Raw genomic sequence first — 14,323 nt, forward strand, 5'->3', positions numbered from 1 at the left:
AGTGAACTTTCCCCGAAGCGAGAGGGATTCGTCCTGTTCTGGGCGGTCGCCAGGTTAACAATGACCATACGATCGCCGCGTGGAGTGGTCGGTGACGGTCGCGGTGGCCGTGGGCGTGGTGGCCGGGCTGGCGGCCGGGGTGCTGCTGCCCCGGTTCGTCCCGGCGCTGCGCGACCGTGCCGCTTCGACGGGGAGTCGCTGGTCCGGCTTCCTCTGGAGCAGGGGGAGGCTCGCGATAGCCGAGGATCCGCAGTCCGGCCTCGGCCGCCGGACGATCGACTCCCTACGGGCCGGTGTCGTCGTGCTCGATCCCGACGACGTGCCCGTCCTGGTCAACCCGGCGGCCCGCGCGATGGGGCTGCTCCGCACCGGCACCTCGCCGGGTTCGGTCGCCGCCCACCCGTTGATCCGTACGCTCGCCGGCCAGGTCCGGCGCACCGGCGTGCGGCGCGAGATCGAGCTGGACCTGCCCCGGGGCCGCGACAACGCGGGGGACCCGCTGGGCGTGCACCTGCGGGCGATGGGGCTCGGTGCCGGTTACATCGCGGTCGAGGCGGCCGACGTGACCGAGTCGCACCGGGTCGCCCGGGTCCGGCGCGACTTCGTGGCGAACGTGAGTCACGAGCTGAAGACCCCCATCGGCGCCCTGCAACTGCTGGCCGAGGCGCTGTTGGACGCCACCGAGCCGGCCGGCGAGGGGCAACCGGACCTCTCCGAGGACCTGGTCGCGGCGCGCCGGTTCGCCGAGCGGATCCAGCACGAGTCCACCCGGCTGGGGCGGCTGGTGCAGGAGTTGCTGGAGCTGACCCGGCTCCAGGGCGCCGAGCCGCAGCCGGCCCCCGAGCCGGTCTCGGTGGACTGGGTGATCGCCGAGGTCGTCGACCGTACGCGGACCAGCGCCAGCTCCCGCCGGGTGGACGTGGTGGTCGACGGCGAGCGCGGGCTGACCGTGTACGGCAGCGACACCCAACTCGCCACGGCGGTGTCGAATCTGGTCGAGAACGCCATCAACTACTCGGGCGAGGACACCACGGTCCGCATCACCGCCCGGGCGGACGACGACCACGTCACGATCGCCGTCGCCGACCAGGGCATCGGCATCGCACCGACCGACGTCGACCGGATCTTCGAGCGGTTCTACCGGGCCGACCAGGCCCGGTCCCGCGCGACCGGCGGCACCGGTCTGGGGCTCGCCATCGTCAAGCACATCGCCAGCAACCATGGCGGAAGGGTCGAGGTGTCGAGCACTCTTGGTGGGGGGTCGACGTTCACCCTCCGGCTGCCCGCCCGTCCACCGGACGACCTCCTGGCGACACTGCCCTCCGCTGGGATCGAGGCCGGCCCGGCCGAGCTTCGGCAGGTCCGACAGCAATGAAAGGACATATCCGTTGAGCCGCGTTCTGGTGGTGGAGGACGAGGAGTCGTTCTCGGACGCCCTGTCGTACATGCTCCGCAAGGAGGGCTTCGAGGTTTCTGTCGCAGCGACCGGCCCCTCCGCCCTCACCGAGTTCGACCGGACCGGCGCCGACATCGTGCTGCTCGACCTGATGCTGCCCGAGATGTCCGGCACCGAGGTGTGCCGCCAGCTCCGGCAGCGCTCGCACGTGCCGATCATCATGGTCACGGCCCGGGACAGCGAGATCGACAAGGTGGTCGGCCTGGAGATCGGCGCCGACGACTACGTGACCAAGCCGTACTCGCCGCGCGAGCTGGTCGCCCGCATCCGGGCGGTGCTGCGCCGGCAGAGCGCCGAGGTGGCCGAGTCGGGGGCGCCGACGCTGGCCGCCGGCCCGGTCCGGATGGACATCGAACGGCACGTGGTCACCGTCGACGGCGCCGCGGTGCAGCTGCCGCTCAAGGAGTTCGAGCTGCTGGAGCTGCTGCTGCGCAACGCCGGTCGGGTGCTCACCCGGGGCCAGCTCATCGACCGCGTCTGGGGGGCCGACTACGTCGGCGACACGAAGACGCTGGACGTGCACGTCAAGCGGCTGCGCTCCAAGATCGAGCCGGAGCCGTCCGCTCCGCGCTACATCGTCACCGTCCGTGGCCTGGGCTACAAGTTCGAGCCGTGACGTGACGGACCCGGGACGGGGGCCCGCGCCGATCGCGCGGGCCCCCGTTCCGTGCGCTCAGCGGACGACCCTGACGGTGAAGATCCCGGTGCCCAACGCGCACCCTGGCCGACGCCCCCCGGGCTGATCGGCCGGTCAGCCCGGCGTCAGCCCACCCACGAGTAGCGCCGCTCGGGGCGGCCCGCGGCACCGTACCGCAGGCTGACCTCGGCGCGGCCGGTGCCGGAGAAGTGCTCCAGGTAGCGGCGGGCGCTCACCCGGGAGATTCCCACGCGGTTGGCGCACTCCGCGGCCGAGAGCGTGCCGGTGATCTCCCGCAGGGCACGTTCGACGAGTTCGGCCGTCTGGGGGCTCAACCCCACCGGCAGCGTCGAGGTCGCGATGTGCGATCCGGTACGCGACAACACCCGGTCGACGTCGGCCTGGTCACTGACCACGGCTGCGCGTAGTGAGGTGCGCCGGGCCGCGTACTGCTCGAGCCGGGTCCGCAGCTCGTCGAAGCCGAACGGCTTGAGCAGGTAGTTGACGGCTCCGTAGCGGACCGCCTGGCGTACCGCCTCGGCCTCCCGGGCGGCGCTGATGACCAGGATGTCGCAGTCGCGTCGGGCGGCGCGCAGGCGCGTCACCACGTCCAGGCCGAACATGTCGGGCAAATAGAGGTCGAGCAGCACCAGGTCGGGCCCGAACTCGTTGACCGCGGCGATGGCCTGCTCTCCGGTGTTCGCCGTGCCGACCACCTCGAAGCCGTCCACCCGGTCGACGAAGCCGCAGTGGATCCGGGCCACCATGAAGTCGTCGTCGACGACCAGCACCTTGATCATCGAACCTCCTCCAACGCCCTCGACAGCGACATGCGGGCGGTGAACATCGCGCCGTCCTCGGTGTTCGTCACCGCGACCTCTCCGCCGCGACGATGGCAGACCAGCCGGGTGAGTGCCAGTCCGATGCCGCGCTCACCGCCCTGGGCCGCCTTGGTGGTGAAGCCGTGGGTGAAGACCTCCTGGGCCAGCTCCGGGGCCACCCCGGGGCCGCTGTCCCGGACGACGATCTCCACGGACGACGCGTCCTGGCGCAGCTCGACCTCCACCCAGGCGGGCCGCTCCTGCTGGCCGACGCCGCCCGGGACCGTTCCGCCGCCGTCCGGGCTCCCGCCGCCAACTCCCTCCCGGCCCCCGGCGACCGCCTCGACGGCGTTGTCGACCAGGTTGCCCAGCACAGTGGCTACGTCGGCCGAGACCTCCGGCTCCAGCCGGTCCAGCCCGCTCCGATCGGAGATCCGCAGCTCCACGCGGCGCTCCGCGGCCACCGCCGACTTCGCCATCAACAGGGCGGCGACGGCCGTGTCGTGTATCCGGCTGGTGACGGTCAGGTCGAGCGACGCCCGGTGCCGGCTCAGCGCTTCTACGTACCGGACCACCTCGTCGTGCTCGCCGATCTGGATCAGCCCGGAGATGGTGTGCAGTTGGTTGGCGAACTCGTGGGTCTGCGCCCGGAGCAGTTCGGTGGTGCTTCGGAACGAGCCGATCTCCTGCTCCAGCCGGGCCAGCTCGGTGCGGTCACGCAGAGTGGTCACCGAGCCGAGCCGGCGGCCGTCCTTGGCGACCGTCATCCGGTTCATCACCAGCACCCGACCGTGCCGGACCACGACCTGGTCGCGGGCATCGGGGCCGCCGACGCCGGCCAGCACGTCCCGTAGCCGGCCGGAGATCCGCAGCTCGGCGAGGCTGCGGCCGAGGCAGTCCGCGGGCAGGTCGAGCAGCCGCCGGCCACCCGCGTTGACCAGGGTGACCCGCAGTTGGGGGTCCAGCGCGATCACCCCTTCGGCGATGCCGTGCAGCAGCGCCTCCCGGTGCTCGGCCAGGCCGGCGATCTCCCGCGGCTCCAGCCCGAGTGTCTGCCGCTTGATGCGCCGGGCCAGCAGCCACGAACCCGCCACCCCGAGGGCGCAGGCGATGCCCAGGTAGGTGAAGAGGTACGACGAGGCTCCGAGCACCCGCTGCGACCAGGTCGGCGACGTCTCGCCGACCACCACCACGCCCAGGTGCCGCCCGAGGTTCTCCTCCTTCCGGTCGCCGAGCACCGGCACCTGCGCCACCAGCTCGCGCGATCCGTCGACCTCCAGCTCGCCGAACCAGGCCCGGCCCTGCGCCACCCGTGGATCACCGAGCACCACCTGGCTGCCCACCAGCGTCGGGTTGGTGGAGCTGACCACCCGGCCGCGGGCGTCGGCGACGCTGACCGTGGTCACCCCGGACTGGGTCAGCGTGTTCTGTACCAGCGGGGCGATCGTCTCGCCGGGTGCGGGCCGGGTGAGCCGGTCGCGCAGCAGTGGGTTGCCGGCGAGCTGCTCGCCGAGGGCGGCGACCCGGCGTCCCTCGACCCGGTTGAACGTGGCCGCCGACTGGGCCAGCGACACGGCGGCCACCGCCAGCAGCACCACGACGATGATCGCGAGCTGGAGGACCAGCAGCTGCCCGGCCAGGGTACGGCGGCGGGACGTGATCGCGACCACAAAGACCTCAACTTCCGCTGGTGACACAACGCAGACGGGTGGCGCCCCCGGAGGCCATCATCTTGCCGCCGGACTCATTCGAAACGGAAGAGAAACATGATGGCAACTCGGAGAAACGTGCTGGTCATGGGCGTCGCCGCCGCCACGGCGTTGGCCCTGGGTGCCTGCGGCGCCACCGCCGAAAAGAACGAGGGCGGCGCCACCAGCGGCGACGGTAAGCCGGTCACCGGTCTGCGGATCATGGTGCCGAACACGCCGGGCGGTGGCTACGACACCACGGCCCGCACGGCGGCGAAGGTGATGGAGGACGCCAAGATCGCCACCGGGGTGCAGGTCTTCAACCTGCCCGGCGCGGGCGGCACGGTGGGCCTGCAGCGGACGGTGAACGAGAAGGGCAACGGCAAGCTCGCCATGCAGATGGGGCTGGGCGTGGTCGGTGCCTCGTACACCTCCAAGTCCGCAGCCACGCTCACCCAGACCACCCCGCTGGCGAAGCTGATCGAGGAGGCCGGCGCCATCGTGGTGCCGAAGGACTCGCCGTACAAGACGATCAACGATCTGGTAGCGGCCTGGAAGGCCAACCCCAGGGGCATCGCCGTCGGCGGCGGCTCCTCGCCCGGCGGCCCGGACCACCTGCTGCCGATGCAACTCGCGAAGACCGTCGGCATCGACCCCCGCCAGGTCAATTTCGTCTCGTACGACGGTGGCGGCGAGCTGCTGCCGGCGCTGCTCGGCAACAAGATTGCCTTTGGCGCCAGCGGCTTCGGGGAGTTCCTCGACCAGGTGGAAGCCGGCCAGATCCGCGTGCTCGCGGTGACCAGCGAGGCGCCGATCGAGGCGCTCAAGGACGTCCCGACGCTCAAGTCCTCCGGCATCGACCTGGTCTTCACCAACTGGCGGGGCATCGTCGCGCCGCCGGGCATCAGCGACGCCGACAAGAAGGTCTGGATCGACGTGCTGACGAAGATGCACGAGTCCGAGGAGTGGAAGGCGGAGCTGAAGAAGCGCGGCTGGACCGACGCCTTCGTGACCGGCGACGAGTTCGCTACCTTCCTGACCGAGCAGGACAGGGCGGTCGCCGACGTGCTCAAGCAGCTCGGGTTGGCGTGATCGGTATGACTACCCGACCGGACCGGGGCGGCGATCCGCCGTCCCGCCCGGCCGCATCCGCGGAGCCGGGCGCTGCCCCCGCCGTTCCGGTGATCCCGGAGCAGCCGGGCGCGGAGCGTACGCCGCCAGCGGTGGCCCGGCCCGAGCGGGCCGACGTCGCGCCGGCGCTTGTGACGGACGACCCGGCCGACGGCGAGCAGCCGGCGAGCAGGCCGGACCGGGCGCAGTACGCGGTCTGCGCGTTCCTCGCCCTGGTCGGCGGCCTGGTGATCTTCGACGCGACGCGCATCGGGCAGGCAGTCAACGCCGCCGACCCGATCGGCCCCAAGCCGGTGCCGATCGTGCTCGGCGTGCTGCTGCTGATCGTCGCGGCGATCTACGCCCTCGACGTGGCCCGCGGCGGAGCGGGCGAGCCGGAGGCGGGCGAGGACGTCGACCTGACCACCCCGATCGACTGGCGGACCGTGCTGCTGCTGGTCGGCGCGTTCCTGGTCAACGCGGTGCTGATCGACCGGCTCGGCTGGGTGATCAGCGGCGCCCTGCTCTTCTGGGGCTCGGCGTACGCACTGGGCAACCGGCACTACGTGCGCAACCTGCTGATCGCCGTCGCGCTGTCGCTGATCACGTTCTACACCTTCGCCATCGGGCTCGGCGTCAACCTGCCCGCCGGCGTGCTGCAAGGGATCCTGTAGATGGACAACCTCGGCAATCTGCTCGACGGGTTCGCCAGCGTGGTGACCCCGATCAACCTGCTGTTCGCGCTGCTCGGCGTGACGATCGGCACCGCCGTCGGCGTGCTCCCCGGCATCGGTCCGGCGATGACGGTGGCGCTGCTGCTGCCAGTCACCTACGGGATGGAGCCGATCCAGGCGCTCATCATGTTCGCCGGCATCTTCTACGGCGGCATGTACGGCGGCTCGACCACCTCGATCCTGCTCAACACCCCCGGAGAGTCGTCCTCCGTGGTGACCGCGATCGAGGGCAACAAGATGGCGAAGGCCGGCCGGGCCGCGCAGGCGCTGGCCACCGCCGCCATCGGCTCGTTCGTCGCCGGCACCATCGCCACCCTCCTGCTGGTGCTGGTCGCCCCGCCGGTGGTGCGGTTCGCGATCAGCCTCGGCGCCCCGGACTACTTCGCGCTGATGCTGCTCGCGTTCGTGGCGGTCACCGCGGTGCTCGGCGCGTCCCGGGTACGCGGCTTCGCCTCGCTGCTGATCGGCCTGATCATCGGCGTGGTCGGGATCGACCAGACCGGTCAGCAGCGGCTCACCCTGGGCATCCCGCAGCTCGCCGACGGCATCGACGTCGTCGTTGTGGCAGTCGGCATCTTCGCCGTCGGCGAGGCGCTCTGGATCGCCGCCCACCTGCGCCGCCGCGCCGCCGAGGTGATCCCGGTGGGCCAGCCGTGGATGGGGAGGCAGGACTGGAAGCGGTCCTGGAAGCCGTGGCTGCGCGGCACCGCCTACGGTTTCCCGTTCGGGGCGCTGCCGGCCGGCGGGGCGGAGATTCCGACCTTCCTGTCCTACGTCACCGAGAAGAAGCTGACGAAGCACCCGGAGGAGTTCGGCAAGGGCGCGATCGAGGGCGTCGCCGGGCCGGAGGCGGCCAACAACGCCTCGGCCGCCGGCACGCTGGTGCCGCTGCTCGCCCTCGGCCTGCCCACCAACGCCACCGCCGCGGTGATGCTGGTCGCCCTCCAGCAGTGGGGCTTCCAGCCCGGTCCGCTGTTCTTCGAGCGGGAGTCCGCGCTGGTCTGGACCCTGATCGCCAGCCTCTTCATCGGCAACCTGCTGCTGTTGGTGCTCAACCTGCCACTCGCCCCGGCGTGGGCGCGGCTGCTGCGGATCCCGCGCCCGTACCTCTACGCCGGGATCCTCTTCTTCGCCTCGATGGGCGCGTACGCGGTCAACGCCTCGCCGTTCGACCTGTTCCTGCTGCTCGCCCTTGGCCTGCTCGGCTTCGGCATGCGCCGCTTCGGCCTGCCGATCCTGCCGCTGATCGTGGGCGTCATTCTCGGCCCGCGCGCCGAACTGCAGGGCCGACGGGCGCTGCAGCTCTCCGGCGGTGAGCTGCACGGCCTGATCGGCGGCTGGGTGTCCTGGCTGATCTACGCCGTGGTCGTGGTGGTGCTGCTCTGGCCGCTGATCGGCCGGTTCGTGGTCCGTCCGCTGCGCGGAAGGTTGGTGACCGGATGACCGTGCTGGTGGGATACGTGCCGTCTCCGCTCGGCGAGGCGGCCCTGCGGGCCGCCATCGAGCAGGCGAGGTTTCGTGACGAGGCGGTGCTGGTGGTGAACACCTCGCGCGGGGACGCGTACGTCGACCCGCGCTTCGCCCAGGAGCCGGACCTGGAGCGGGCCACCCGCGAGCTGACCGCCGCCGGCGTGCCGCACTCCGTTCGGCAGTTGGTGCGCGGCCGGGACGCGGCCGAGGAGATCGTCGAGATCGCCGAGGCGGAGGACGTGTCGCTGGTGGTGATCGGGATCCGGCACCGGACCCCGGTGGGCAAACTGATCATGGGGTCGAACGCCCAGGAGATCCTGCTCCGGGTCTCCTGCCCGGTGCTCGCGGTCAAGGCCGACTGAGTGGCAGGTCGCGCGCCGTCGCCGGGGACCCCCGCCTGAGAAGTGGGGGGTCCCCGTGCGAACCCAGACCGGCCTGCTGCTCGCGCACACCATCGTGGTGCAGGCGGTCACTTTCATGCTCCGCCCGGCGTCCGCGTACCGGGCGCTGGACCTGGACGTGCCGTCGGCCTGGCTCGGCGTGCTCGGCGCCAGCTTCGCCGTCGTACCGCTTGTGCTCGCCGTCCCCTCCGGCCACGCCGTCGACCGGTTCGGCGAACGCCGGGTCGCGCTGGCCGGGTCGGGTCTGCTCGCCGCCGCCGGCCTCGGCTTCGTGTTCCTCGCCCACTCGGTCGCCGGCCTGGTGCTGGCCAGCATGGTTCTCGGCACCGGACACCTCTGCACGGTGGTGGCCCAGCAGGCCCTGGTCGCCAACCGCACCCCGGCGGACCGCTACGACGCCGCGTTCGGCTACTACACGTTCGCCGCCTCGCTCGGTCAGGCCCTCGGTCCCGGCCTGATCGTGCTCTTCGGCGGGGACCGACCGATCCCGGACACCGGAGCCATCTTTCTCGGTGCCACCGTTCTGACCCTGCCACTGTTGGTCATCGCCGCCTGCCTCCAGCCGTCGGGTCACCACCGCCGGGCCGCCGGGCCGGATGCGGGCGGGATGCGGGAGCTGCTTCGCCAGCCCGGACTGGTGCGGGCCCTCACCGTCAGCTGCATCGTCCTGGCGGCGGTCGACATCACCCTGGTCTACCTGCCCGCCCTCGGCGCCGAGCGCGGCATCGACGCCGGCTCGATCGGCGTCCTGCTGGGGCTGCGCGCGGCCGCCTCGATGGCCTCCCGGCTGCTGCTGGGCCGCCTGGTCGCCGCGGTGGGTCGGCGCGCGCTGCTGATCGGTACCGTCGCGCTCTCCGCCGCCGGCCTCGGGCTGCTGCTGCCGCCGCTGCCGCTGTGGGCGATGGCTGTGGTCGTCACGGTCGCCGGGCTGGGGCTGGGCGCCGGTCAGCCGCTGACCATGTCGTTCCTGGCCGAGTCCGCCCCGCCCGGCCTGCGCGGCCGGGCGATGTCCCTACGGCTGTCCGGCAACCGGCTCGGGCAGGTGCTGATCCCGAGCGCCGCCGGGGCGCTGGCGGCCGGTGCCGGCGCGGCGGGGGTGCTCGCCTGCACCGCCGCCGGCCTGGCCGGCGCTGCCGTGGCCGCGACCGGCCTGCACCGCTCACCTCCCGCGAATCCGAAACCCGATTGAGAGAAGGACGGGCGTGGTCATCTACGGTGCCGTGCGTGATGTCGCCGCCCTGCGAACCCTCCCGATCGGCATCAAGGCGCTCGGCGCCAACCCCCGTAAGAGCGCCAAGGCGGGCGCGGGTGAGCGGGACGTGCCGGTGTCGTTCGGCAACTGCGTCTTCCAGCCGGGCGCCGAGGTGTACAGCGACGACGACGGCATCCTGGTCCTGCCCGTCGGCGGGCAGGCCTAGACCGGCGCGTCAAACGGTAGCAACCTTGCTACCAAGATCAACTGAAGTGGATCAGAGCGGGTCGGCGGGGTGGGGGGCGACCATGCCCTGCCGGTGGCGGGCCGCGCACAGCTCGGCGAGCTTCGCGTACGCGGGGGCGCCGATCAGGGCGGTCAGCTCGGGGCCGTACGAGACGTACATCGGCTCGGTGCCGACGTGCGCGTCCGTGGACGAGGTGCACCACCAGTCCAGGTCGTGCCCGCCGGCGCCCCAGCCCCGGCGGTCGAACTCGCCCAGCGTGGACAGCAGCACCTTGGTGTTGTCCGGCCGCTTGACCCACTCCTGGTCCCGGCGGATCGGCAGCTGCCAGCAGACGTCCGGCTTGTACTCCAGCGGGTGCACGCCGTCCCGCAGCGCCTGCGCGTGCAGGGCGCAGCCGCCCCCGCCCGGGAAGTCGGCGTCGTTGAGGAAGACGCACGGGCCGTCCGCGTCCCGGGTGGCCGTCCGGCGGGCCGGCGTCTTGCCGTCGACCGTGTCGTCCGCGGTCCAGTTCTTGAAGCCACGCCGGTGGTGCTGCCAGGTCTGCGGCGTCAGCCGCTTCACCGCGTCGCGGACCCGCTTCTCGTCGTCGGAGTCGGTGAAGAACGCGCCGTGCGAGCAGCAGCCGTCCGCGGCCCGGCCGGCGATGATGCCGTGGCAGCCGCGACCGAAGACGCACGTCCAGCGGGACAGCAGCCACGTCAGGTCGGCCCGGACCAGGTGCTTCTCGTCGGCCGGGTCGACGAACTCGATCCACTCGCGGGGGAAGTCCAGGGGGACCTCGCGGCTGCGCGGGTCGTCCGGGTCGTCCACCAGCACATGGAGTTCGGTCTGCCCTGTCACCCGGCCCAGCGTACGCGCGCTCACCAGGGCGGGCCGGCGAGCCGGCCAAACGTGTTGGCCCTACTGTTTGCATCATGCGACTGGGTGTCCTCGACGTCGGGTCCAACACGGTGCACCTGCTGGTGGTCGACGCCCATCGTGGTGCCCACCCCTGGCCGGCGCACTCGGAGAAGGCCGTGCTGCGCCTGGCCGAGCAGATCGGCCCGGACGGCGCGCTCACCGACGCCGGTGCGGACGCCCTGGTGAAGGCGGTCGGCACGGCGAAGGAGGCCGCGGCGGGGCTGGACGCCGACGACCTGCTGGCGTTCGCCACCTCGGCGGTCCGCGACGCCACCAACTCCGCGCAGGTGCTGGCCCGGGTCCGCGACGAGACCGGCGTACGCCTGGAGGTTCTCTCCGGTGCGGACGAGGCCCGGATGACCTTCCTCGCGGTGCGGCGCTGGTTCGGCTGGTCCGCCGGGCGCCTGCTGGTGCTCGACATCGGCGGCGGTTCGCTGGAGATCGCGGCCGGCATCGACGAGGAGCCGGACGCCGCCGTCTCGTTGCCGTTGGGGGCGGGCCGGCTCACCCGCGACCGCCTCCGGGTCTCCCCGGACAGCGCCGCGCCGCCGTCCGCCGAGATGGTGGAGGAACTGCGCGAGTACGTGGACGGCCGGCTGAACAAGGTGGTCGATCAGCTGACCGAGGTGGGCTGGGAGCGTCCGGTCGCCACCTCGAAGACCTTCCGCACGCTGGCCCGGCTCGCCGGGGCGGCCCCCTCCGGAGCCGGCCTGTGGGCCCGGCGCCAGCTGACCCGCTCCGGGCTGCGCCAGGTGCTCGGCTTCATCCGGCACATCCCTCCGGCGCAGCTCGTCGAGCTGGAGGGGGTGAGCGTGAGCCGGGCCCACCAGCTCCTCGCCGGTGCGGTCGTCGCCGAGGCGGTGATGCGCCGCCTCGACATCGACAGGCTGGACGTCTGCCCGTGGGCGCTGCGGGAGGGCGTCATCCTGCGCCGGCTTGATCAGCTCGCGCCGATGTGACGTACGCGCGGGCTCTGCGGAGTTTGCGGACACTCGTCCTGATGGTCCCATCGACGCCCGCTACCCTCGACGATGTGACTTCCCGCGTCCCGGTGCTCCTGTCCACCTCGTCGGTCTTCCCCGAGCGGACTGCGGCGGCGTTCCAGCTGGCCGCGGCGCTCGGCTACGACGGCGTGGAGGTAATGGTCTGGACGGACGCCGTGAGCCAGGACGCCGGCGCGCTCGCCGGGCTCGCCAAGCACTACGGCGTGCCGGTGCTGTCCGTGCACGCCCCGTGCCTGCTGGTCACCCAGCGGGTGTGGAGCGCCGACCCGTGGGAGCGGCTGCGGCGCTCCGGTGAGCTGGCCGAGACCCTCGGCGCCCCGACGGTGGTGGTGCACCCGCCGTTCACGTGGCAGCGGGACTACGCCCGCAACTTCACCGAGGGCCTGCACGAGGTGACCGGGCGGTTCAGCGGGCTGCGGTTCCCGGTGGAGAACATGTACCCGGTACGGATGGCCGGGCGGCAATTCGTCCCGTACGTCCCCGGCTGGGACCCGACCGAGACCGGCTACCCGTCGTACACCCTCGACCTGTCCCACTGCGCGGCCTCGCACACCGACTCGCTGGAGATGGCGGATCGGATGGGCGCCGGCCTGGCGCACGTCCATCTGGGCGACGGCACCGGGGAGGGGCGCGACGAGCACCTGGTGCCGGGCCGGGGCACCCAGCCCTGCGCGGAGCTGCTGCGGTCGCTGGCCGGGCGTGGCTTCACCGGGTCGGTGGCGGTGGAGGTGTCGACCCGGGGCGCGAAGAGCCGCGCCGACCGCGAGGCGGACCTGCGGGCCGCGCTGGAGTTCGCGAGGCAGCACCTCGGCACCCCGTCCCCGGTCGACGCCTGAGCGTCGACCACTCCGCTCGGCCGGCGGGTGCCGACCGGACGGGACGACCAGGTCAGCTGACCGGCGTCAGGGTGTCCGCCGGGGCGGTGGGCTGGGCCGCCACCGGGACCTGCTCGCCGATCGCGGCCCGCTTCCGGGCCCGGTGCGCCGCCACGTGGGAGCGGGTGGCGCAGCGCTCGGAGCAGAACCGCCGGCAGCAGTTCGACGAGGTGTCCAGGTAGACGTTGCCGCAGCGCTCGTCGGCGCACACGCCGAACCGGGCACTGCCGTACTCGCAGAGCCAGACCGACAGGCCCCACACGGCGCCGGCCAGGTACTCCGCGCTCACGGAGGCGCCGCGGCTGGTGACGTGCATGTGCCAGTCGCTGGAGTCGTGCCCGGAGATGCGGGGCTGCACCGGGTACGCCTCCAGGAGCGCGTTCAGCTCGGCGACCGCCTGGGTGTCCCGCCCAGAGGTGCCGTACTCGAAGACGTCCCGCAGGCGCTTCTGCGCCCGCCGGAAGGTGGCGAGGTCCCGCTCCGACACTTCGTCGCGCATCCACGCGTTGTCGTCGGGGAAGAGAGCCCGCAGGGCGTCGAGGTCGTCCAGCCGCGCGTTGACGAGATCAACGCCGGTCCGGGCGTACGCGTCGAAGTTCACGCCACCAACGGTAGACGACTCACGAGGCGCGCGGCGCGTCGATGTAGTGCGGCAGGAACCGCGCGTAGCCGTCGGTGATCAGACTCGCGCTCTCCCGGACGCCGGCGCCGGCCGACTCGCCGTCCACGACCCAGCTGCCCAGCACCATCCGGTTGCCGGCGAACTCGGGCAGCGCGCGGAACTCCTGGTAGCACCAGCCCTCGTCGCCGTAGATCCCCGGGTTGACGATCTCGGTGTCGCCGGTCACGATGCGCACCGACCCGCCCTCCCGGCCGAGCAGCGGCTTGGCGACGTACTCGGACATTCCGCGCGGCGAGTCCAGGTACGCGGGAAGCAGCAGTTCATGCCCCGGGTACAGCTCCCACAGCACCGCGAGCAGCGCCTTGTTCGACAGGAGGAGCTTCCACGCCGGCTCGATCCAGGTGGTCGGGGTGCCCGGGTCCAGCGCCGGCCGCCCGTACGGTTCGGCGAGCATCCACTCCCACGGGTAGAGCTTGAAGCAGGTGGTGACCGGGCGGTCGGCGGCGTCGACGAAGCGCCGGCCGTCCCAGCCGATCTCCTGGATCGCCAGCAGCTCCACGTCGAGGCCGGCCTGGCGGGCGGTCTCGGCCAGGTAGCCGGCGGTCATCTGGTCCTCGCCGGACTCCTCCTCGCTCGACCAGGCCACGTGCACCCGGCGGTCGTGCAGCCTCGCGCCGATCTTGGCCCAGGCGGTGACCAGGCGTTCGTGCAGGCTGTTCCACTGGTCCAGCTCCGGCCGGGTGTGCTCCAGCCAGTACCACTGCACGATGGCCGCCTCGACCAGCGCGGTCGGGGTGTCGGCGTTGTACTCCAGCAGCTTGGGCGGCCAGCTGCCGTCGTACCAGAGGTCGAAGCGGCCGTAGAGGGTCGGCGGCGCCTCGCGCAGCGACCGGGCGACCGCCTCGGCGGCCCAGGCGGGGATGCCGAACTCCGCGTACCGGTTGCGGGCGACCACGTGCTCGGCGGCGGCCACCGACATCCGGTGCAGCTCCTCGGTGGCCTCCTCCAGCCGGAGCACCTCGGCCAGGTCGAAGGCGTACGCCGCGGTCTCGTCCCAGTACGACATGATCCCGCCGTCGGGCAGCTCGGTGTCCACGTACACCAGGCCCTGGGAGCGGATCGTCGCGTCCCAGCCGGCGCGCGGGGTGACCGGCGTCCGGCGCACG

General features: G+C 72.3%; 15 protein-coding genes. 10 read left to right on the forward strand and 5 right to left on the reverse strand.

Annotation, left to right across the window (positions count from 1 at the left end; translation table 11 throughout):
• Positions 1-79: 79 nt before the first annotated feature.
• Both ACTMS0_RS10015 and ACTMS0_RS10020 read left to right on the forward strand, forming a co-directional pair.
• On the forward strand, positions 80-1,375 hold the full coding sequence (locus tag ACTMS0_RS10015) for a sensor histidine kinase (RefSeq protein WP_441154869.1): 1,296 nt from the start codon (positions 80-82) through the stop codon (positions 1,373-1,375).
• A 13-nt stretch (positions 1,376-1,388) separates the two neighbouring features.
• Positions 1,389-2,072 (forward strand): response regulator, encoded by a 684-nt coding sequence (locus tag ACTMS0_RS10020; RefSeq protein WP_441154870.1) that lies wholly within the window; start codon positions 1,389-1,391, stop codon positions 2,070-2,072.
• Positions 2,073-2,218: 146 nt separating this feature from the next.
• Here ACTMS0_RS10020 and ACTMS0_RS10025 read toward each other — a convergent pair whose 3' ends face one another.
• Both ACTMS0_RS10025 and ACTMS0_RS10030 read right to left on the reverse strand, forming a co-directional pair.
• Positions 2,219-2,893, reverse strand: coding sequence for a response regulator (locus tag ACTMS0_RS10025; protein ID WP_441154871.1), 675 nt, complete (start codon positions 2,891-2,893; stop codon positions 2,219-2,221).
• A complete protein-coding gene (locus tag ACTMS0_RS10030) occupies positions 2,890-4,584 on the reverse strand; it encodes an ATP-binding protein (protein WP_441154872.1) in 1,695 nt (564 codons plus the stop codon). The genes ACTMS0_RS10025 and ACTMS0_RS10030 overlap by 4 nt, the downstream gene beginning before the upstream one ends.
• Before the next feature lie 99 nt (positions 4,585-4,683).
• Here ACTMS0_RS10030 and ACTMS0_RS10035 point away from each other — a divergent pair, with 99 nt between their 5' ends.
• From ACTMS0_RS10035 to ACTMS0_RS10060, 6 genes are read left to right on the forward strand one after another with little or no spacing between them, the layout of a single operon-like run.
• The gene (locus ACTMS0_RS10035) at positions 4,684-5,694 is read left to right on the forward strand and encodes a Bug family tripartite tricarboxylate transporter substrate binding protein (protein ID WP_441154873.1); all 1,011 of its coding nucleotides are present in this window, start codon (positions 4,684-4,686) and stop codon (positions 5,692-5,694) included.
• 5 nt (positions 5,695-5,699) lie between these two features.
• A complete protein-coding gene (locus ACTMS0_RS10040; protein ID WP_441154874.1) occupies positions 5,700-6,386 on the forward strand; it encodes a tripartite tricarboxylate transporter TctB family protein in 687 nt (228 codons plus the stop codon).
• Positions 6,387-7,889, forward strand: a complete 1,503-nt coding sequence (locus ACTMS0_RS10045) for a tripartite tricarboxylate transporter permease (RefSeq protein ID WP_441154875.1) — start codon at positions 6,387-6,389, stop codon at positions 7,887-7,889.
• A complete protein-coding gene (locus ACTMS0_RS10050; RefSeq protein WP_441154876.1) occupies positions 7,886-8,278 on the forward strand; it encodes a universal stress protein in 393 nt (130 codons plus the stop codon). The genes ACTMS0_RS10045 and ACTMS0_RS10050 overlap by 4 nt, the downstream gene beginning before the upstream one ends.
• 55 nt (positions 8,279-8,333) lie before the next feature.
• A complete protein-coding gene (locus ACTMS0_RS10055; RefSeq protein WP_441154877.1) occupies positions 8,334-9,506 on the forward strand; it encodes an MFS transporter in 1,173 nt (390 codons plus the stop codon).
• A 13-nt stretch (positions 9,507-9,519) separates the two neighbouring features.
• Positions 9,520-9,735: a hypothetical protein gene (locus tag ACTMS0_RS10060; RefSeq protein WP_441154878.1), complete on the forward strand. Its 216-nt coding sequence runs from the start codon at positions 9,520-9,522 to the stop codon at positions 9,733-9,735.
• A 51-nt stretch (positions 9,736-9,786) separates the two neighbouring features.
• On the opposite strand, the gene ACTMS0_RS10065 is transcribed toward ACTMS0_RS10060, so the two are convergent.
• Positions 9,787-10,596 (reverse strand): hypothetical protein, encoded by an 810-nt coding sequence (locus tag ACTMS0_RS10065; RefSeq protein WP_441154879.1) that lies wholly within the window; start codon positions 10,594-10,596, stop codon positions 9,787-9,789.
• Positions 10,597-10,670: 74 nt separating this feature from the next.
• Between ACTMS0_RS10065 and ACTMS0_RS10070 the strand changes: the two genes are divergently transcribed.
• Both ACTMS0_RS10070 and ACTMS0_RS10075 read left to right on the forward strand, forming a co-directional pair.
• Positions 10,671-11,615 (forward strand): Ppx/GppA phosphatase family protein, encoded by a 945-nt coding sequence (locus tag ACTMS0_RS10070; RefSeq protein ID WP_441154880.1) that lies wholly within the window; start codon positions 10,671-10,673, stop codon positions 11,613-11,615.
• Positions 11,616-11,689: 74 nt separating this feature from the next.
• Positions 11,690-12,496 (forward strand): sugar phosphate isomerase/epimerase family protein, encoded by an 807-nt coding sequence (locus ACTMS0_RS10075; RefSeq protein ID WP_441154881.1) that lies wholly within the window; start codon positions 11,690-11,692, stop codon positions 12,494-12,496.
• A gap of 52 nt (positions 12,497-12,548) precedes the next feature.
• Here the strand turns inward: ACTMS0_RS10075 and ACTMS0_RS10080 are convergent, their stop codons facing one another.
• Both ACTMS0_RS10080 and ACTMS0_RS10085 read right to left on the reverse strand, forming a co-directional pair.
• On the reverse strand, positions 12,549-13,136 hold the full coding sequence (locus tag ACTMS0_RS10080; protein ID WP_441154882.1) for a CGNR zinc finger domain-containing protein: 588 nt from the start codon (positions 13,134-13,136) through the stop codon (positions 12,549-12,551).
• Positions 13,137-13,155: 19 nt separating this feature from the next.
• The gene (locus tag ACTMS0_RS10085; RefSeq protein WP_441154883.1) at positions 13,156-14,322 is read right to left on the reverse strand and encodes a glutathionylspermidine synthase family protein; all 1,167 of its coding nucleotides are present in this window, start codon (positions 14,320-14,322) and stop codon (positions 13,156-13,158) included.
• Between the last annotated feature and the right edge of the window lies 1 nt (position 14,323).

Source organism: Micromonospora sp. H33 (assembly GCF_052068455.1).
In the GTDB taxonomy this organism is placed as follows: Bacteria; Actinomycetota; Actinomycetes; order Mycobacteriales; family Micromonosporaceae; genus Micromonospora.